19 protein-coding genes are annotated in these 20167 nt (G+C 45.0%); 5 read left to right on the top strand and 14 right to left on the bottom strand.

Features of this window, described 5'->3' with window-relative positions; all coding sequences use genetic code 11:
- Nucleotides 1-55: 55 nt before the first annotated feature.
- From F7Y48_RS15885 to F7Y48_RS15850, 8 genes are all read right to left on the bottom strand, one after another.
- Nucleotides 56-721 carry a DUF2268 domain-containing putative Zn-dependent protease gene (locus tag F7Y48_RS15885; RefSeq protein ID WP_316685023.1) on the bottom strand — a complete coding sequence of 222 codons (666 nt, stop codon included), beginning with the start codon at nucleotides 719-721 and terminating at the stop codon, nucleotides 56-58.
- A 68-nt stretch (nucleotides 722-789) separates the two neighbouring features.
- On the bottom strand, nucleotides 790-1581 hold the full coding sequence (locus F7Y48_RS15880) for a LytTR family DNA-binding domain-containing protein (RefSeq protein WP_316685022.1): 792 nt from the start codon (nucleotides 1579-1581) through the stop codon (nucleotides 790-792).
- Between the two features lie 15 nt (nucleotides 1582-1596).
- Nucleotides 1597-2619: a sensor histidine kinase gene (locus F7Y48_RS15875; RefSeq protein ID WP_176319888.1), complete on the bottom strand. Its 1023-nt coding sequence runs from the start codon at nucleotides 2617-2619 to the stop codon at nucleotides 1597-1599.
- Entirely contained in the window at nucleotides 2620-3966 is a 1347-nt protein-coding gene (locus tag F7Y48_RS15870; RefSeq protein WP_316685021.1) for a hypothetical protein, read from the bottom strand. It abuts the gene before it with no gap.
- Between the two features lie 45 nt (nucleotides 3967-4011).
- Nucleotides 4012-4797, bottom strand: a complete 786-nt coding sequence (locus F7Y48_RS15865; RefSeq protein ID WP_042522314.1) for an outer membrane lipoprotein-sorting protein — start codon at nucleotides 4795-4797, stop codon at nucleotides 4012-4014.
- Nucleotides 4790-6058, bottom strand: a complete 1269-nt coding sequence (locus tag F7Y48_RS15860; protein ID WP_193447588.1) for an ABC transporter permease — start codon at nucleotides 6056-6058, stop codon at nucleotides 4790-4792. The genes F7Y48_RS15865 and F7Y48_RS15860 overlap by 8 nt, the downstream gene beginning before the upstream one ends.
- Complete coding sequence (locus F7Y48_RS15855) at nucleotides 6046-6744, bottom strand: ABC transporter ATP-binding protein (RefSeq protein WP_316685020.1); 699 nt, start codon at nucleotides 6742-6744, stop codon at nucleotides 6046-6048. The genes F7Y48_RS15860 and F7Y48_RS15855 overlap by 13 nt, the downstream gene beginning before the upstream one ends.
- A gap of 9 nt (nucleotides 6745-6753) precedes the next feature.
- Nucleotides 6754-7422: a hypothetical protein gene (locus F7Y48_RS15850; RefSeq protein ID WP_316685019.1), complete on the bottom strand. Its 669-nt coding sequence runs from the start codon at nucleotides 7420-7422 to the stop codon at nucleotides 6754-6756.
- A 407-nt stretch (nucleotides 7423-7829) separates the two neighbouring features.
- Between F7Y48_RS15850 and rodA the strand changes: the two genes are divergently transcribed.
- Nucleotides 7830-8912, top strand: coding sequence for a rod shape-determining protein RodA (gene rodA / locus F7Y48_RS15845; protein ID WP_046875633.1), 1083 nt, complete (start codon nucleotides 7830-7832; stop codon nucleotides 8910-8912).
- Nucleotides 8913-8985: 73 nt separating this feature from the next.
- On the opposite strand, the gene F7Y48_RS15840 is transcribed toward rodA, so the two are convergent.
- The 3 genes from F7Y48_RS15840 to F7Y48_RS15830 all read right to left on the bottom strand — a co-directional run bounded on the left by F7Y48_RS15840 (nucleotide 8986) and on the right by F7Y48_RS15830 (nucleotide 12043).
- Nucleotides 8986-9702, bottom strand: a complete 717-nt coding sequence (locus F7Y48_RS15840) for a YebC/PmpR family DNA-binding transcriptional regulator (protein ID WP_005392082.1) — start codon at nucleotides 9700-9702, stop codon at nucleotides 8986-8988.
- 135 nt (nucleotides 9703-9837) lie between these two features.
- The gene (locus tag F7Y48_RS15835) at nucleotides 9838-10047 is read right to left on the bottom strand and encodes a DUF3283 family protein (protein WP_005374484.1); all 210 of its coding nucleotides are present in this window, start codon (nucleotides 10045-10047) and stop codon (nucleotides 9838-9840) included.
- A 100-nt stretch (nucleotides 10048-10147) separates the two neighbouring features.
- Entirely contained in the window at nucleotides 10148-12043 is a 1896-nt protein-coding gene (locus tag F7Y48_RS15830) for an ATP-binding protein (protein WP_301571621.1), read from the bottom strand.
- A 68-nt stretch (nucleotides 12044-12111) separates the two neighbouring features.
- On the opposite strand from F7Y48_RS15830, the gene F7Y48_RS15825 reads away from it, so the two are divergent.
- Nucleotides 12112-12867 carry an ABC transporter substrate-binding protein gene (locus tag F7Y48_RS15825; RefSeq protein ID WP_316685018.1) on the top strand — a complete coding sequence of 252 codons (756 nt, stop codon included), beginning with the start codon at nucleotides 12112-12114 and terminating at the stop codon, nucleotides 12865-12867.
- Nucleotides 12868-12938: 71 nt separating this feature from the next.
- Here the strand turns inward: F7Y48_RS15825 and ribA are convergent, their stop codons facing one another.
- A complete protein-coding gene (ribA, locus tag F7Y48_RS15820) occupies nucleotides 12939-14000 on the bottom strand; it encodes a GTP cyclohydrolase II (protein ID WP_316685017.1) in 1062 nt (353 codons plus the stop codon).
- Nucleotides 14001-14281: 281 nt separating this feature from the next.
- A complete protein-coding gene (locus tag F7Y48_RS15815) occupies nucleotides 14282-14479 on the bottom strand; it encodes a PA3496 family putative envelope integrity protein (RefSeq protein WP_005392088.1) in 198 nt (65 codons plus the stop codon).
- A gap of 361 nt (nucleotides 14480-14840) precedes the next feature.
- Here F7Y48_RS15815 and F7Y48_RS15810 point away from each other — a divergent pair, with 361 nt between their 5' ends.
- The 3 genes from F7Y48_RS15810 to F7Y48_RS15800 are packed head-to-tail and all read left to right on the top strand — an operon-like array spanning nucleotide 14841 to nucleotide 17091.
- Nucleotides 14841-15689 carry an ABC transporter ATP-binding protein gene (locus F7Y48_RS15810; protein ID WP_182035912.1) on the top strand — a complete coding sequence of 283 codons (849 nt, stop codon included), beginning with the start codon at nucleotides 14841-14843 and terminating at the stop codon, nucleotides 15687-15689.
- A 2-nt stretch (nucleotides 15690-15691) separates the two neighbouring features.
- Nucleotides 15692-16624: an ATP-binding cassette domain-containing protein gene (locus F7Y48_RS15805; RefSeq protein ID WP_065645233.1), complete on the top strand. Its 933-nt coding sequence runs from the start codon at nucleotides 15692-15694 to the stop codon at nucleotides 16622-16624.
- Nucleotides 16624-17091 (top strand): transcriptional regulator, encoded by a 468-nt coding sequence (locus tag F7Y48_RS15800; protein ID WP_316685016.1) that lies wholly within the window; start codon nucleotides 16624-16626, stop codon nucleotides 17089-17091. Before F7Y48_RS15805 ends, F7Y48_RS15800 begins: the two co-directional genes overlap by 1 nt.
- A 289-nt stretch (nucleotides 17092-17380) precedes the next feature.
- Here F7Y48_RS15800 and F7Y48_RS15795 read toward each other — a convergent pair whose 3' ends face one another.
- A complete protein-coding gene (locus F7Y48_RS15795) occupies nucleotides 17381-19351 on the bottom strand; it encodes a replication initiator protein RctB domain-containing protein (RefSeq protein WP_258507752.1) in 1971 nt (656 codons plus the stop codon).
- Nucleotides 19352-20167 lie beyond the last annotated feature (816 nt).

The following is a 20167-nucleotide window of genomic DNA, read 5'->3' as shown; positions in this document are numbered from 1 at the left end:
TTAGGCGCTTTTTGTTTTGAAGGCTCAGCTTATTAGTTTAAGTTTAGTAACGGAGTTATTGATAGAAAAGCTCGGCTTTTGCTCCAACCAAATCCAGCTCAGAGCCCTGAAAATCAGCCAGATATTCCGCGACAAGGTTGTACCCGACCCAATACCCCATGTACTTCGGCCAGCGGCTTTCATCACTGCCAAGAAAGTAAGCATCGAAGTTGTAATCTAAACTGGTCAGCTTGTCTTTCATCTCAGCATAGAAAGGACGCCAATCTTGATCTTTGATGTTCTCAAACAAGCTCGGAGTGACGCCACCATTCACCTTACGTTCGAAATGACAAGCTAACCCTTCCATAATCAGCACATCACCAAGTGCAACGCCATTCTCTCCTGCTCGCATACGGAACAGGTGATGCAACTCATGCGCTAACACCGCAGCCAGTTCTCTCTCAATAACATTTTTAATATCAGCACGTTGCGTATCAAGCAGAATCTCTACACGATAGGAGCTTAAGCAATAGCCACCAATCCCCATCTGCGGTACGTCATTGCGATCAAACGGGCTAACGGTTAGGTCGACGTTACTTAAATCGATGTTACTTAAATCGTTGTTACTTAGATCAAAGTAACTAGAAAGTAGTGAGCTCAGATCATCAAGTTTCTGATGCAAATACTCAGAGATTGGAGACAACTCTCCCGTCGCATTTAACAGGGTTACGCGATAACTCATTTATCTTCCTTGATAATGTAGGTTAAGAGCAGCGAGTTTACAGTGTAAAGAGTGAGCAGTTCTAGCGATTACATCCCTTTGAACAAACTTTGAGATGCACGACTCACAGGGAGCTTAGTTTCTCCAACATGCACAAACATTCTTCCAGCAAAGTCTTTGTTTACTTTGTTAATTTTGCACACTTGCACCACGCTTGAACGGTGCACTTGCCAGAACTGTTCTGGGTTAAGCTGCCCTATCAACTCTTTCAACGATGTACGAATCAAATACTCCTGCACTTTGCCTTGTCCTTGTTGGGCATACACAGAAACGTATTTTTCTTCCGCTTTGAAATACAACACATCAGACGTGGCGATCAGATGAATATCTTCCCCTTGCGTCGCTTTAATCCACTGTAAATACTGCGGCGTTTGTGGCGCGGATAATTGATGCAACTGCTCTAACAGGCTGCTCATCTGCACATTGCTGCTCTCTTGTGTTCGCTTAGCAAGGCGTGCTTTCACTCTTTCACACGTCGTCAGGAGGCGCTCATCCGAGATAGGCTTAAGCAAATAATCGGCAGCATTTTGCTCAAAAGCTTTGATGGCGTAATCATCGTACGCGGTGACAAACACAATCAAAGGTGGATTGGCGAGTTGATTGAGCTTTTGTGCTAATGTCATGCCATCCAAAACTGGCATACGAATATCAAGAAACGCAATGTCAGGTTGGTTTTGCTCAATGGCTTGCAACGCTTGTTCACCATCTGCGACTTTGGCTATCACCTCTAGCTCTGGCCACACTTCAGCTAGGCTTTTATCAAGATGACGCCTCAATAGCGGTTCATCATCAGCAATAATGGCTGTAAACCCTGTATTCATTCCTTTCTTCCTTGATTACGATTCCATTGGCCAACTCAGGCGAACACAAACGCCACCCTGAGCAGACTCACTGATAGAAACCTCTCCTTGCCCTGCGAACAAAGCTTCAACTCGCTGCTTGAGATTACTTAGACCCACGCCAGAGCCCATGTGTCCACTCACGTGATTCAAGCCAACACCTGTGTCTCTGACTTCAATCTGCAAGTTCTGTTGTTCGCGCTTGATGAGTAAACTGACTTCGCCGCCTTCTCGCTTTGGCTCAATACCGTGAACAATGGCATTCTCCACCAAAGGTTGCAACATCATCGGTGGCAGTTCTGTTGTTCCTAAACCGTCTTCTACTTCAATTTTGTAGCTTAGACGTCCATCCAGACGTATCTTCTGAATACTCAAGTAGGCTTCAATTAAGGCAATTTCATTCTCAATCGTGGTGTGCTCTTCACGTGAGCTTTTTAGCGTCGTACGTAATAGTGAGGTAAGTTGATCCAACATCTGCTTGGCCTTATCAACGTCCTGGGACATCAACGCGCTGATATTTGCCAAGGTATTAAATAGGAAATGTGGTTCAATCTGGCTTTGCATCTGCTTAAGCTGACTTAACAACAGTGCACGTTCTTGCTCTGCCTTTTCACGCTTGATACTCTCTAATTCACGCTGAGCAATCGCTTCTTTCTCTCGTGAGTGGAAATAAAAGTAACACATGCCGCTGAATAACAAGCCCATCAGCAACACTGGCAGCATGCCCGAAATGCCGAAGTATTCACCGAGCCAAAACTGCGCATTAATGACGCCAAACAACAAACAGGCGGTCAGTGACAAAGCAATTTCTAGTCTACGAGGGATGCTAGGAAACAACTTGTCGACTAACCAAGAGAAGAACAAGGCGGAGTAACCAAAACCAAAGCTCACCAATACATGCACATAGTAAGGCCCCCCCCAAACAGACAATGTCATTACCGAGATAAACAAACAGAATAAAGTCGTGACAACCACACTGCGTAGCCATCCACTTTCTACCATTAACTTAGCTGAATACATTTAGAATTTCCCTTTGATGTTAAATACAATCATATGCTTATCATTGATTTGTGCGTAAGCAGATTGGTCGTCTCCGGTTAAAAAGCGTGCGGCAACTTCCACTTCTACACTTTGATCGCCAGTATCAATCCATTGGTAGTTAAGCCACTGCGTGATAATCACACCACCATCTTGTGGCGACAACATCACATCCAACGTAGGGGTTACATCACTTAGCCAGCCCATATCCGCTTTACCGTTCCATGCAGCCCACGCTTCCACATCCCAACTCCACTGCAGCATTACGTTATGCTGAACGATATTGGCATGCTGAAACCCTTGGGCATAGCTTGTCGCAAGTAGAGCGCTGCTAGCCAACAAAGAGTTGTTAGGATCAGGGATCTGAGAGAGTAATTCACCACGCTCTATTGCTTGTTGCCATTCGCTTTTCGACCATGCTCTGCTGTCGTACCAATATTCAGCAATCACGTTGTGTCCAGCTTGGTTTGCCCAGTTCAATCCAATTAAGGCTTGAAATGCACTGCCCTGCTCCTCAACCGAAACAGGTTGGTAAAGATCGTCTTGCTGAAACTGATAGCCGACACTTTGCTTTTGCCACAGCATGGAACCGTGCATGGCGATGGATTCATCCCACACGGCGATGGCACTGGCGCCAAGTAAACCGCGGCGCACATCATCGTAATAACCAATAAGTTGATACTCGGTATCACCCACCAGCGCATAACGACGAATACCAACACCTTGTTGCTCTGCGGCTTGATCAAGTGCACTTTGGTCTTGTTGCCCCCAGCTTGAATCGGTCGCAATGACGGTCCACTCGCCTGCCATGTCATAGTGTGAAAGTGAAAACACGCCCGCGCCCTCTTCTGCGACTAAGCCAACCGGGTTTTGTCGATAAGGCTTAAACAGATCCAAAGGTCGGTAGCCATAACCCGCGCCCCAATCCACGCGCAACTTACCTAAGCTCACATCAAAAGTGGTATCACCGACTTGCCACTCTCCTAGCCAAGCCAGCTCTCGAATCAGCAGTTGGTTATCAGCTTCACTCCACCACTCACTCTCTCCTTGTTGATTTAGGTACAAACCTTGGCTGTACAGAGCAAACAAGCCACTGAAGTTCTGATAATTCACCTGCACATCCAACAGTGCATTAAGTGAATCACGAGAACTGCTCTGCGCTTGTATAAATGCGCTGTCACGCTGCTTGGCCGTTTCGTAACTGACAGCCCAATCCCACTCAAAACTCAGTTCATCATTGGCAAAAGCAGGGGCTGACGCGCCCACACACAATGAGGCAGCAATCAACAAACTGGTGCTTTTGTTAAGGTTAGGCTGGTGCGATTTCATGTGACTTCCTTGCTCGTTTTCATGGTTCTCTTTACAAAGCTCAGGCTAAAGCTGAGTCGTGTTGGCTTTCGGCAAATAGCTTGGGTTGTAGAACTTGTTATCCAGTTGCCAAGGCACGATTTCTTGATACTCGATAACGGTCTTTTTGCTCGGCTGAATGCTATCAAGCAAGGTCATCTCACTGACGTAGTCTTCACCGTTGTCGCTTGCACGTCCGTATTGCGCTTGCTTGGCGAGTTTGCCAGAGCGCAAGTAGAGATCAGCTTTAATTGGAAACGCATCTTGCTCAGACAACCACAAATCGATCTTCTGATAGCTTGCCCCTTTGGTTTTCGCGGTTAAGGCAAGGTGATAAGCCGCAACACTCTCTCCGTTCACCGAAACGGTTTCTGTCGCTTTCCATTCACCTTGATAATCTTGGCTCCACGTCAGGGTTGAGATGTCGCCGATAGACGCTTCACCAAGCAGCTTCTGCATTGGCGTAATGCGAATCGGACGGCGGCTCTTTGGCATTTGCAGCCAGTAGTTATCGCCCATCATCAGCATCTTTTGTCCAGCTTCGACTGCCGATTTGAACACCACCAACGATTCACGATTTGGACGCGTGTACACGTGGTAAAGGCGGGTTTTATCTAATTCTTGGTCTTGATATAAGCGCACCAGTGACACCACTTTGGAGGAATCATCTTGCAAGCGGTAGCTGTCGGCTTTTTCAATCAATTGCGCAACTTGCTGTGCATCTAGCGCTGTTTCATTCGCACTGGCATTGATGCTTGCAAAGCAAGTTACCGTCAGCAATGCAATTGGTAATAGTGATTTGAAATTAAACATAAATCAGTGCCTCCGTAATTGGCTTGTTCACCCCTTTGCGTGCCGAGAAAAACGCCGCAATCAAACAAATCATCAATACTGCGAATCCTGCGACAGCCACCAGTTCCCAAGAGAAGTAAATCGTTAATGGGTAACCTTCTGTACGCCCTGGCGGTGGCGGCATTTGCACATCCACGACCATCAGTAAGACGGTAACTAACGCAGTAAACAAAGCGCCGATTAAGCTGCCAATCACCGCAAGTAACCCTGCTTCGCGCAAGAACCCAGCAATGATTTCGCGAGGGTAGCTACCAAGTGCTGACAAGGTGCCAATTTCACGGGTACGCTCGGTGACCGACATGGTCATGGTGTTGAACAGCGCAACAAAGACCACCAGCGCCATCACTGCCCCCATGATGCCGAAAATACGGTCGTACAAATCTTTCACTTTGAGATAGAAGAACGCGCGTTCTTGCCAAGGCGTAATTTCAATATCTTGATCACCAAAGTTCTGCTTTTGTTTAATCAGAACCGAAGCCACTTGTTGCTCGACTTGGCTCGTTAAACTGGTATCAAACAGGAAGACAGATAGTGCACTGACTTTGTCTGAACCTAGCAACGATTGCGCGCTGTTGATGTGTACGTACAGCTGGCGTTTATCAAGCTCAGGCACGCCGGTTGAATAGATGCCACGAACTTTGAAGTCATATGCGTTCAAAGCACCGTCGGTTGTGGTCGCCAGCAAGGTAATCCAATCGCCAACGTGCACGCTTAGGTTGTTCGCTAAATCAACGCCGAGCATCACTTCTGGCTCTGCTGGGTCATAACGCGATGCATGAATGTTGGACAGCGTCTGCCCTTCGCGCACATCCAAAAACGGTCCTTTCATATCGAATTCGCGCTCGTTAACGCCAATGCCGATAAAGATCGAGGACTTGTTGCCGTTGGAAATCAAACCGCTGAACTCAACTCGAGGCTGCACACCTCGCACTTCATTCAAGCCAATCAATTGCTTGGTGATGTCGTCCGCATGAGTTAACCCGTTACTCAGTGGCATCTCTTCTTCTTTAGCGAAGTAACCTGGCGTGGTTAACGTCAGATGCCCCGTGTCACGTGCTGTTGACTCTTTCAAACTGTCGTAGGTGTACAGACCAAAACCACCCGCACTGGTTAAGGCAAACACGGCAATGGCGATGATCAGCATCGACAACAAACTGCGGCGGCGATTGCGTTGCAGGTTCAACCAAGCAAGGCGAACCGAAACGGGAATTAGCTTGCCCATGAAACCTCCTCCACACTCGCGTGCGTTTGGGTAATTTTGCCATCCACTAACTCAATGGTTCGATCGCAGCGAGATGCCATACGAGGGTCGTGTGTAGCGACGACAAAAGTGGTACCAAGCTCGTGTCCGAGCCCTTTCATAATGTCGATGACCTTGTTGGCAGTTTGGCTATCAAGGCTTGCGGTTGGCTCATCAGCAATCACCAACGCTGGTTTATGTACTAACGCACGAGCAATTGCCACGCGTTGTTGCTGACCGCCTGATAGGTTGTCTGGCATGTGATGAATAAACTCGCCCAAGCCAACGTGTTCTAGCATTTGTGTGGCGAGCTCGGTTTGCTCTGCTTTTGAAAAGCCGTTGAGGTGTAGCGGATACGCCACGTTCTCTAACGCCGTCATCACGGGAACAAGGTTGAATTTTTGGAACACAAAGCCAAGCTTCTCACGACGCATTTTCGCCGCTTGCATTTGTCCGGTTGGGTATGGGCTGCCTGCAAATGTCGCCTGACCTTGGTATTGAGTATCCAGCATGCCAAGCACGTTAAGTAAGGTGCTTTTGCCTGAGCCAGACGGTCCGCACAATGCCACCATTTCGCCGGCAAACACTTCACCAGACACGTCTCGCAATGCACGTACCGTTTGGCTACCAAGGGCGTAATCACGGCTAAGTTGATTAAATACGATCATGACGCCTCCCTAATATTTCGCTAGCAACGCTTTCGCGGTTTGCGTTTCTAGATTGCTATCACCTAACTGCTCCATTTGCGCCAACCATGTTTTGGCTTGTTGAACATCTTCAGCTCGTAGTGCTGCTTCAATGGCGTAGCGATAAATCCAAGACGTTGCGGCGAAAGGTTGCTGGCTAAAACTCGGTTCATCGAGCAGAGAAAGGTACAGCTCGTAGCCACGCTCAAAGTGATTGAACATGTCAGGTAGAGAAGTAAAGGTGGTGGCTGCCATGGCGGTGGCTAGTTGGTATTCCGGCAAGCCTTGTAAACGTTGTTGCTCTTGCAGTGGTACTGGCTGATTCGCCATTAAATCCAAACCCTTTTGGATTGTGGCAAGACCGCGCTCGGTGAACTTCATCTTGTTCCAAGGCATAAACGCCTCACGACCTTGCAACGTATCCGCACTGCCTAAATACACCAAGGTCACCGGCGTTGCGCCCTGCTCTTCGAGTTGTTTGGATAGTTCGCCGTAAACGGTATCAACCAAACCAGAATCACCCTGCGCTGCTTGGTTGAATTGACTGAGTGTACGCTCGCTTGGGTTAGCCAGAGCCAAATTGCTGCTAAGTGCAAATGCGGCGATAAACGTACTTGCCAGTTTAAGAGCTTTGATTGAGCGAGATTGAGAAACCATCATGTACTGTCCTTAGTTGAACGTGATTTGATAGTTTCAGATTAATGGAGAAGATCGCACGCTGCTTTTGCATGCGACCAATGGCAGTTATGTGGAGTGAACGGTTGTTTGCTGCGATGAATGACATTCCATCCTTAAAGAGAACATTTATCCCAGCTTGTTTGTAAGCATCTGTCTTTCACCACAATAGGAATAAAAATACTGGCTTAAAACCTGCGTCTAGTGTATTTATCCATTCCACAGCTTTCCAAGCAGCTTACCCATAACAGACGACATCGACGCTCCTCTCATACACACCTTTGCATGGTGTCTGTTATTTCCAAATAGGATTCTTAGCATCGGAATAGTTCGAACACTCGAGTTCTGGTTGTTTTCGCGCTCGAACTGGGTGCGTTATTAGGTCGTAGAAAATGAATAAGCGTTTTTTCCCCAGGGTCGATTTGCCACTGCTGATGGCGATCATTCCGATCATGCTATTGAGTACACTAACACTTTGGAGTGCCAGTGGCTTTAATGAGGCCATGCTCTTCAAGCATTTAGCACGCTGCGGACTGACCTTGGTTTGTATATTGGTCATGTCATCGATTCCCGCCGCTAGCTATCAACGCTCAGCTCCATATCTCTACATTATTGCGGTTGCGCTGCTACTTGCTGTCGCTTTGTTTGGCGATAGTACTAATGGCTCTCAACGTTGGCTCGATATTGGCTTTTTTCGCTTTCAACCCTCGGAGCTAATCAAACTCTCGATTCCAATCATGATCGCGTGGATGCTACATATTGAAGGTGGCAGACCAGATAGTAGGAAAATCGCATTCTGCTTACTCATCACAATGATTCCTGCTGGGTTAATCGCGCTACAACCGGATTTAGACGGTGCAGTTTTTACCGTCATTTACGCCTTATTCGTTTTATTTTTAGCTGGCATGAGCTGGAAAATAATCGGTGGCTTTGTCGCGAGTATATTAACGTTGGCGCCAATTTTGTGGTTCTTCGTCATGGAAACGTATCAAAAAAGCCGCGTTACTCAGTTCTTGCACCCGGAGTCGGATCCGTTAGGTTCGGGCTACCAAATCATCCAATCTTTAATTGCGATAGGCTCCGGCGGAATGAAAGGCAAAGGTTGGATGAATGCTACGCAAGGAACACTTGGCTTTATTCCAGAAAGTCATACGGACTTTATTTTTTCGACTTATGCCGAGGAGTGGGGTTTTGTTGGTAGTTTAGTCTTGCTCGCACTGTACTTGTTTATTACCGCGCGCGTCATGTTGCTTGCATGTCAGTCTGACCACTTTTTTAGTCGGCTTGTGAGTGGCGCATTAGCGATGAGCTTTTTCCTGTATGCTTTTATCAATACAGGTATGGTGAGCGGCTTGTTGCCAGTAATGGGAAGCCCTTTGCCGTTCTTTAGTTACGGCGGCACGGCCATGCTGACGCAAGGCATCTGCTTTGGTGTGATCATGTCACTGTGTTATTCCAAATATCGCAACGCATAATGCTGCTAGCAAAGAGTGTGATCAAAAAAGGCTTCCCTCGGGAAGCCTTTTTACAACGGTGGAAGCTAAGAAATTATAGCTCTGCGTTGTGGTAAACCTGCTGAACGTCGTCACAGTCATCTAGAAGATCTAAGAATTTCTGGAACTTCTCAGCATCTTCACCCGCTACTGGAGTGTGAGTTTGAGGAACGAAAGTGATTTCTTCCACATCGATCGTTAGATCTGGGAACGCACCATTTAGTGCTGTTTTCGTCTTGAAGAACTCTGTATGAGGAGCGAATACAGTGATCACACCGTCTTCTAGCTCAACGTCAGTTACGTCCACATCTTCCATCATTAGCGTTTCTAGGATGATTTCATCATCGTCGCCTTTGAACTGGAATACCGCTTGGTGATCAAACATGTGAGAAACTGAGCCCTCAACACCAATTTTCGCACCAACTTTAACAAAGCATTGGCGTACATCTTGGAAAGTACGGTTGCCGTTATCGGTCAGACAGTCAACGATAACACTAGTACCGCCAGGGCCGAAGCCTTCGTAGCGCGCTGGTTGGTAATCTTCACCACCGCCGCCACTCGCTTTGTCTAGTGCTTTGTCGATAACGTGCGCTGGTACCTGATCTTTTTTCGCTTTCGCGATCAGGTGGCGAAGAGACAAGTTCATGTCTGGGTCACTACCGCCGTTTTTCGCGCACATGTAAATTTCTTTACCGTATTTGGAATAAACTTTAATTTTCGCGCCTGCAGTTTTCGCCATAGAGGCTTTGCGCACTTCAAAACTTCTTCCCATCGGGATGTCTCTCTAAATTCAAATTTAATGCGAAGGATTTTAGCAAAAAGCGAAACCTTTTCAATTTCGCTTAGCAAAGGAATGGGGAGGTTACCTCATTCGCCACATAGTTTTATACCGTTGTCACGATTCGCGTTAAGCGACACCCATTACTCGTTTGTACTTTTCGACCGATTGCTGAAAAAACGCTTTTTCATCAGCATCGTTAATCTTGGACAACTGTTCTTCTATTGCTTCAGGACCAGATTTGGCCTCTCTGAGCTTCCAAACCAAAAACGACGCTTGTTTATCCAGTTCGATTTTGTTTTTTTCATCAGGCGGCAATAGGGATAGATTGAACGACATTTACAGCCTCAAGGTACTTTAAATACTAGCCGCGCACTATAGCATACAGAGTTACAATTGCAGAATAGAAACGCACTTAACTTGATCAATTTCAAGTTAACTATTTGGGACCCGCACTGATTTTCAGCGCTTTTGGTAAAAACTGCTCGAATATTTGATGCAACCGATCTTTGGTCACAGGTTTGGCGACAAACTCATTCATACCGACGTCAAAGCAATGTTGTTGATCTTCTTTAATAACATTGGCACTCAACGCAATAATAGGAACGTGTTTCCCCCACTCTCCCATTTGTCGAATACGCTCAGTAGTAATGAAGCCATCCATCACTGGCATTTGGCAATCCATAAACACCAAGTCAAAAGCTTGCTTCTCACATAGCTGAAGCGCTTCTTCACCATGATTTGCGACGCTCACTCGAACGCCGAGCTTTTCCAACATAATACGCACGACTTTCTGGTTTACGATGGTATCTTCAACAATCAATACCCAAGGTTGATTGTCATGCTGGAGGCTGGTTTCATTATCTTCAACTTTTGGAAACGTCAAAACATTAGGTAGTTCCGAGTAGGTAGACCGTGCTTTTACTACAACTGGAATCGAAAACTCAAAACAACTACCGAGCCCCAACTCACTTGTCAGCTGGATTTCTCCTCCCATTAAGTTCACCAACTGAGCACCAATCGCCAAACCAAGGCCGGTACCACCGTACTTTCTGGTTGTACTGCCATCGGCTTGTTGGAAACGTTCGAAGATCGCTTGTTGATTCTCTTTCGCAATACCAATGCCAGAATCAACGACGCGAAATCGAATCATGGCGACATCATGCTCTTGACGCGTTAACTCAACAAGAAGCTTCACATGACCACGATCAGTAAATTTGATCGCGTTGCTCAACAAATTGTTCAATACCTGTTTTAAGCGTGCAGCATCACCTTGCACTTCCGCTGGCAAGTGAGGATCAATATCGCTAAGCAATTGCAGATTCTTCTGCTTGGCTTTGACGGTATGTAAGCTGATCACATCATCCAAAATACGGCGCAGATCATAGCTTACATTTTCTAATTCGACTTTACCTGCTTCGACTTTAGAAAAGTCGAGAATATCGTCGATGATCGTCATTAAAGAGTGAGAAGAACTATCGATGATCTCTACAAACTCTTTTTGCTGAGGATCGAGTTTGGTGTCACCCAGTAATGAAGCGACACCAATAATGCCATTCATCGGTGTTCGAATTTCATGGCTCATGGTTGCAAGAAATTCACTTTTTTTGCGGTTGGCGACTTCCGCTCTATCTCTTTCTTCTTCAAGTTCAGTCTGATGTTCACGGACTTTCTCAACGCTTCGGTTGTATTTCTCCGCCAACACACTCACTTCGTCAAAACACCAACGCTTTGGGAGCGTAACTTTGCTTGGGACCTTCCCGCCACTAAAATCGCTCACGGCGCCAGAAAGCAGTTGGAGAGGATTGACCAAGAGGCGGAAGGCGACCCAAAGCACGCCAATTATGAGTAATAGGATCTTGATCGCTTCTGTCGTGAGCAAGAAAAAAAATTGTTGCCAAAGATCTTCATAAATCGAGCTCAGATCCGCCTGAACAGTCAATGTCGCCAGATCATAGGTTTTATCACCAACACGATATTGCATCGGCCAACTTCTTTCTACGACATCCTCAGAAAGAGCGGTGCCCAATTCGACGATAACTTCATCTTCATTAGCGATACGTAAATAATCCACAGAGGGCATGCGCATTGCACCCTCTGCTTGAGTGAGTAACAGCTCCCTATCCTCCACCCATAAGCTGGCAGAAAAGCTCGATAAGTAACTGGATTCGACCTGCTTTAGCTCGACGTGCAAATGGGCTAAATCTTCATTAAAAACTCGATATAAACTCACAGCGGAAATGATGACAGTAAAGATTAAACTCAACGTTAGCACCGCCAACATAAGTTGGTTGCCGATACTAAATCGACGTTGAGATCGCTCTTTTTCATCCATATGAAATCGCTCCGATAAACTTGCGCTACTCTAAATATAGCCACGCGCAAATAATAATCGAGGATATGATGAAAAGACTTCTACTTAGATTGGCTTTTAGTTTTATTGCGATAGGAACTTATGCTACTGCCGCTGAAGTGAACTATTACGTTATCGCCGACCAAGCAAGGCCATTTCAAATAGAACAACAGGGGCAAATGCATTCCGGGATTGTGACTGACATCGTCAGTGCCATTTTCGCTGAATCGGATTATCAGGTGAATTATCACACTTATCCGTTTAAACGAATGATTTCCATATTAGAAGAAGGTGGCGAACCAAACTGGCTAACTTACGGCAGCCCAAACTGGGGCAAGGTGCAATCAGAAAACTTGTCTGAAGAGCCCATTTACACTGTAAAACATGTATTGGTATCGAGTAGTGAGAAACCGTTAGAGTTCAAGAATATGGACACCATGCATGGCCGATCTATCGTATTACTACTCGGTTTTGATTATCCGAATTTAATCCCATTCTTTGAGGGTGGTAGTGTGAATGAAATACGCGTTAAAGATTATGATGCCGCATATCGAGTGATAACCCGAACACCAGGAGATGCAGCCTTCGTCGAAATGGAATCACGCGTTATGTACAACTTAAAACGCCTCAATTTGTCGCTAGAAGATTTTCAGATCCAATCTTTCGACTCAGTTATCCCTGACTACTCAATCTATTTGGCCTTTTCGCCCCAAATGCAGCCAGAAACTCAGGACTACATTAATACACGTTTGGCTGAGTTAAAAACATCGGGCGAAATTGATGAGATCATTCAAAGGTATCAATAAATGACCTAACGAATGAAAACGCCAACGATAGTATCGTTGGCGTTTTCATCTATTGAGACATAGATGATGCTTTACTTGGTGTGATTGACAAACTTAGGATCAAACATGTGCCCTAATTTACTCGCCTTAGTTTGCAAGTAGTGTTGATTGCTCGGATTATTACCTTCTTGCAAGGGCACACGCTCAATGACGTTGATATCAACCGCTTTTAACGCAGCCAGCTTACGTGGGTTGTTCGTCATTAGTCGCACCGCATCAATGCCCAAATGCTCTAACATCCCTTTACAGAATGCGTAATCACGCATATCGGCAGCAAAGCCCAAACGTTCATTGGCTTCTACAGTATCAGCGCCATCGTCCTGGAGGTGATAAGCTCGAATTTTATTAATCAAGCCAATACCACGTCCTTCTTGACGCAAATAAAGCAGTACACCACATCCCTCTTCGACAATATTTTGTAGCGCCCTGTTGAGCTGAAAACCACAGTCGCAACGCGTACTAAACAAGGCATCGCCAGTAAGGCACTCCGAATGCAACCGAATAAGCGGTGCAGCGCTGTTTGCAGGCTCTCCATACACGAGGGCAAGATGCTCTTTGTTCGTGGCAGTTTCAACGAAGCCATACATCATAAATGTGCCCCATTGGGTCGGCAATTTGGCTTTATCGATGAACTTCACGAGATTGTAGGGCTCGACATGTCTCAGCTCAGCCCGAACGTTCATCAGAATTTCTCCTAAATGATTTTCTCCTTTACCGTCTCCCCCATCCCCCCAAAAGGCATCTTTGTGAGAATGCTCTGTAAGACAAGCGTTACCCGTTCTCATTAACTGCTGCGCTAAAGGTGGATTTTGCAGAAACTTTTCTCTAACGATGAAAGCCATAACGGCCAGCTTCATATCCTCCCAGTCATTTCTGACGAAATGTTCGTATTTTCGGCTTAAGGCGAATGCTTCATCGGGAGTGCTCGCGTGTTGAATTTTGCTTTGTAACTGCGCATCGAGGAACTTTTGGGCTTGATAATAATGTTCGCTGGTGGGCCAAGTTTGGGAGGATATATTGACTGGGGCATGGCAAAAATTGGAAAGAAAACCGTGGGGCTCATCGGGCTCATAAAAAAGGATTTGGTCAACCATACTCGCGCTCCTTGCTTTGTGGTCGCGATAATCAACAAAAAGCATATCGCTATTGATATATCTTTTAGTAACGCTAGGTAAGATTGTCAAACTTCTACACAGATGAAAATGAGTTTGGATCTAGAACTTTTTAGGTGAAAGAGAGGTGAATTAGAACGTTTGGATAAGAAAAATAAAGAGATGTGAGATGTTGTAGTGAGACGCTATGGCTAAAATGGAGCGAAAAATAAAAAGGGCAGCCCGACGACTACCCTATGGATTGCTATACCAAACTAGAGCAATCAGTGTATCAAGCCAAGCTCCCTTGCTTCTTCAATGGTCAATCCACTTTCACGGATTTCACGTAGCGCTTCAATGCGTCTTCTGGCTTCTGCTGATTTCACTGTTTTCTCAGGCTTCACAACGGCTTCTTCATCAGGTAATTCCCATTTGTGAGCGATGTTGGTCATCTCGTCATGGTCGATAGAATTAATGGACATATTTCCTCCGAACACACCATGTTTTCGATGCGTAATCTATAGCAAAACAGGAACGAGGTGGTAAGAAAAACTGTAGGGAAATGTGACCCCTCCCGCCCTTTCGTTAACTCCTTAATAGATCCATCATTTAAGTTTTGCCAAGGGGCAAATTTACGATTAGATTTGAGTAATTCCCCCTAAGAAAAGTGTGCTGATCCAGCTCTCAATTCTCGTCTTCCTTGACCTCATTAACAACGCCGGATACCACTTTTTATTTCGCCTAACTTTCGAGTCACTTCACTGATTCGCCGCTTGCCACTTTCTAAAAACCATCACACCTGATAATGATAATAATTATCTTTTACATTGGTAAGGTGTTTATATGGATGGTATTAACTTAAATCATGCATACCACAATAATCCGGTCATCCAGATCCGAGATTTATGCGTCGATTACATCACCGATAATGGTGATTTCAATGCGGTAAAATCCGTCAGCTTCGATATCGGCAAAGGGGAAGTATTTGGGCTTGCTGGTGAATCGGGATGTGGCAAAAGCACGATCGCATTCTCGATTAATCGTCTCCATAAGCCGCCAGCGTTCATTTCTGGCGGTAAAATATTATTTGATGGCAAAGACATTCTTAGCCTCTCAGATTCTGATCTAACCGCTCTGAGGTGGAGTGAAATCGCCATGGTGTTTCAAAGCGCGATGAACTCACTCAACCCTGTCTTAACAATCCAAGAGCAATTCGCAGATGTATTGCGTCATCACCAAGGACTCACCAACGCTCAAGCGAAAGATCGAGCAGAAAAACTATTGGACTTGGTCAATATTCCACGAGAACGGTTAACGGAATACCCTCACCAATTTTCAGGTGGAATGCGTCAGCGCTTGGTGATTGCTATTGCTTTGTCTTTGAACCCCAAGCTGATCATTATGGATGAGCCCACAACCGCTTTAGATGTGGTGGTACAAAGGGAGATTTTACAGCAAATCTATCAGCTTAGAGATGAATTTGGCTTCTCAGTACTCTTTATTACGCACGACTTGGCGCTGATGAGCCAATTGTGTGATCGCATTGCCATCATGCGGCATGGAGAAATCGTCGAAGTCAATCAGGCATACGAAATTCGCAATAATCCTCAACATCCCTACACACAAAAGCTATGGGCTTCTTTTCCAAACATCCACGACGTCCACAAACAACCAGAGCGACCAGGAGCGTAATCATGAATCAGCCTATCATCCAAATGAAAAACGTGATTAAAGAATTCAGAGTAGGCGGTGGTTTAGCGAAAGAGGAAACCTTCCGTGCGCTCCAAGGCGTGAGCTTTGATCTGTATGCAGGAAAAACGCTGGCTTTGGTTGGAGAATCAGGCTGCGGTAAAAGTACGTGTGCTCGCTTGATCACTAAAGTCTATCCGGCAACAGAAGGCGAGATCCTTTTCAATGGCACTAATATCAATGAGATTACGTCACGTTCAGCGCTCCAAGAGTATCGCAGTAAAGTACAAATGGTGTTTCAAGATCCGTTTGGTTCACTCAATCCAACTCATACCATTCGCCATCATCTCACACGCCCTTTAAAGATTCATAAGCAAATCAAAAGCGAGCGTGACATTCCTGCCCGCTTGGAAGCGCTTTTAAAGCTGGTGGAACTACCTGAAGAGACATTAAATAAGTTTCCTCACGAGCTTAGTGGTGGACAACGTCAACGAGTAAACTTAGCACGTGCTCTCGCCGTCGGTTCGCAAATCATTCTTGCGGATGAGCCAACATCGATGCTGGATGTCTCCATTCGCCTCGGGGTACTGAATCTAATGCAGCGCATGAAGCAAGAGCTAGGAATCGGCTTTTTGTACATTACTCATGATTTGGCGACCGCACACTACATCGCGGAAGAAACAGCTGTGATGTACAAAGGGCAAATCGTTGAATGGGGTGATACACACTCAATACTGAAGAATCCGCAGCACCCGTACACCAAACTATTGATTTCAGCCGTTCCCGATCCAGATCTTCCTTTTGGTAACTTAGTGAAAAGTGAGCCAAACTATTCGATAGATGCCGATGAAATTCGTAGTCGTAGCAGCATCATTGTCGACGAATTTGATCAAATAGGACCCAATCACTATGTAAAACAATGGACTGAGGCTGCGTAATGGAATTGAGGACTTGGCAAGATCAAATCGCCATGTGGTATGAACATCGGAAGCATGATCAAGTTGAAAAACTGGAAGCGATCTTATATCAAGCGCCCGACGGCGTGTTTGGCCCAGAACTGAACGAAGTTCAAAGCAAAGCGATTGCTTGCTGGCTAGACGGTTGTTTACGTGTGTTTCAACATGCTAGGTACCGAGATCCTCAAAAAGCGTATCAAACCTTGCTTTACACGAACGCAAAGCTCGAGCAAGCGGCATGTCAGGTATCGACCGATATTCTGATCAAAGATTGGTGTTTAAAGCGACTTCAGCACCTTACCGTTTTAGCGTTAGAGTTTTGTAATCAGCAATGCGATCAAAATGAGTGGCAACAACAAGCATATAACTTGATCGAGTCGCATGTTGCTTTGATGCGTTCTTTACACTGGAATGAAGCCAAGAAGCATGATCAAGGTTTATCTCATTAATCTGGAAAAATGATCAAGGCTTACTTTGAGGAATTTGAGGTAAAAAAAAGCGAGTTTCCTGAGGAGAAACTCGCGAAGTCTATTCAGAATGAATGTAACAATATGAGCCAATCTATTAATCATCAGAAAGGACAAAAGGTTGTCTATTCGTGATAAATAGTAGTCTCAGGCTTGGCTCCTAATGTCAGTGATTTGTTAGAGTTAAGTCTGTTTTTTATCATCGAAAGACATTGTTACATTTCAAATCAATACGCCACGCCTATTGCTTGATGTGTATCAAGCAACGCTTTTAAATCGCCATTTCATCCAGAGCGCGGAATACCATTTCATCCATGTGGCCATCGAAGATTTGACGGCACACCTTCCGACGTACCGCTAATCCAGCAATCAAGCGCTCAATGGTAAGATGCTTGATATCATTTTGAGTGTTAAACAGCTCGACGGTTTTGCTTAATGTCTCATAAGGAATTGGCTCATCCCCTACCCTTAGCCAATCAAGCTTCTCTATGTAATCAGAACACTCTTCTTTGATTGAGGCATACGAGTGCCCTGTCATCGCAGATAAAGCCGTTATACTGCGTTCTAGAGCCTCTGGTGAGGTATATTTAGATAAAGTAATGGTGATCTCGTCTGCATTGATCTCTACCAGGTGTTTTCTTTGCTTCACGCGGCGGCCTAAATTCCCTCTTGGAGATGGCGCTTTGCGTTGGATAGGCTCAAATTCGCCGTCTATGATGCCTGAGAGCTCTTCAAGCTGTTGTCGGGTAACCATCTCATTACGAAGTGGGTTTGGCAGCGTAGGCGCCATGTTACGCTTTCCTGCGTTGGTTGTTCGCGCACGTGAATAACGTAAGACTTCTTCCACATCGCATTTAATATCGATCTGGTAGTCCATCACTTTGTCATTCTCGATCATAGTTTCGATCGTCAGGTGATAACCCCACAAATTCACCACAAACAGCTCATTCGTTCCCTTACCATCCGATAAACGCTTCAGCTCTCGGATCAAATCCATCGAGAATCGTCGCCATTCGATGTTGCGTGCCAGCTTCTGGTTTAATTCACTCAGCAGCATGCAGTCAGTATGACGACGCACCATGCGGCTACGGAAGAAAGAATACAGTTGGAATACCAAAGTATGCTGCTTCAAGATCTCTGGTGGGAACAAGAAGAAATAATCACGCGTTAATAGTTCTTCATAAAACGAAGGCTCCCAAACCAAAATGTACAAGTTTGGTTTGATACGAATTTCACCATCGCTTCCCTCTACAGGCGCTTCTTCAGATGCAGTGATGGTTCGAGCAAGAAAACGAAAACGATCACTTTTGAATCCTTCTGGCATGTTTTCACTTAGCCAACGACCAGTAAGTTCATGCAGCTGGAAATCGGTAAACTCAATACGATCAATGCTGTCGCGAATAGAATCACGTGCTGGACCACTGTCTTTTTTGCCTCGAAGCGACAAAATATCAGTAATGTATAACGGCGTCTTGTTCGGCACGTGTGCTGCGTCGAGTTGATACTGATCTTTGTGATGATCATGGTATTGCACGGTCAATGTGAACAGAGCAAACAAGGTCATCAGATCATCCACGGTCATGATATTTTTGGATGATCGCGTTTCAATAACCGCTTTGGTACCAGAGATCGACACCATGGATTTCTGATAACTTTTTCGAGTTCTTGGTGGTGCAAGTGCTTGGTCAATGATCCCAGCCCAATTCGTTGGAGACACGACAAATTGATCGGCTTCATCTTTCATCGTTGGAGGGGTATTCAACCCATGTTCATTCAACAAACGCTTGTTGACTTGGGTTTGAGCCAATGCTTTTGAACGTTTTTGCTTTTCGTTTTGGCGTACTTTGTCTGTAACAAGACTTGTTGCACCCAACACTGAAATAAGCTGATTAGGATTAACAAACTTATGTAACATCGTCTTACCAGCAAGTCCTTCTTCAAACCGCACTGGAGTTTGAGTAAACAAACCAATGTTTACTGCTGCACGTAAGCGTTGTTGCAGAGCTGCACGAGTGAGTTGTCCGTCCGTCGCTTCCACAATCTCTGTGGTTGAAACCAATCCATCTTTGCTGCTGAAACCTCGCAATGAGATCAGATTAAGCAACTCTAAGATGCTTTTGGTCACCCCTTTGAAATGTTGGTACTGCTCTACCCAATCTGCAGAGGATTCATGTACCTCAAAAAGATGGCCATCCTTATGGCTTCTAGGTGCTTTAATCAGAATTTTTTCATCAGCCGTCATTTTAGATCCAGATCACACTAGCCGTAGTTGTGCTATGGTTCCGAAGAATAAAGAAAAACAGATCATAAATAAAGAAAAAAGATTGTTTTTTAAATAACTGATCTTTTTGATTAATCTGATCTTAATTGATTATATGATCTAATGATCTGGCTATCGTTTTCCCGCTAAGTGCATGTTCTATAAAGTGATTATTTTCATGCATGTCGGAACTATGATCATGTTAATTCTGAAACTATGATCAACAATAGCCTGAAAGCATGATCACATTTGCTCGTAAGCATGATCATTAAGTTTATGAAAAGATGATCAAAAGAGTCTTGAAACGATGATCATGATGTTTTTACAGGTTATCCACAGATGCTGTGTTTAATAATGATCTTAATGAGGATTTTATTGAGCATTGTCGATGTTATTGATACTCGGATCGATGATCAAGAGCTGAGATAGCTATCGTTCTGGAGACAATATTGATGATAAATTACGCATGTGATGAAAATGCATCCAAGTAGCTCTTATTCCGCAGTAAAACCTAGTTTCGGACTATTCTTAGGAAGCATGATCATGAGAGTAAGATTTATCATAGTCACTTGAACAATTTCATTGTTCCGGCTTCTCTATCCACTAATTTCTTCTCCATCCCCCATTCTAACTGCATTCAACCGTAAATTAGAGACAAAAACTCATGCTTCCGAGAGATTCTATAGCTTGATCATATTTCCGATTGATGGATCTTATTTAATCCGCGTGTTTACACCCTCGTCTACTCTATTTTTCCTTGATCATGCTTTCGTATTTGTGTTTTATCATGGAAGCATG

This window comes from Vibrio sp. 2-1-2a (genome assembly GCF_032648565.1).
GTDB lineage: Bacteria > Pseudomonadota > Gammaproteobacteria > Enterobacterales > Vibrionaceae > Vibrio > Vibrio diabolicus.
This window is presented reverse-complemented; position numbering and strand designations above follow the sequence as displayed.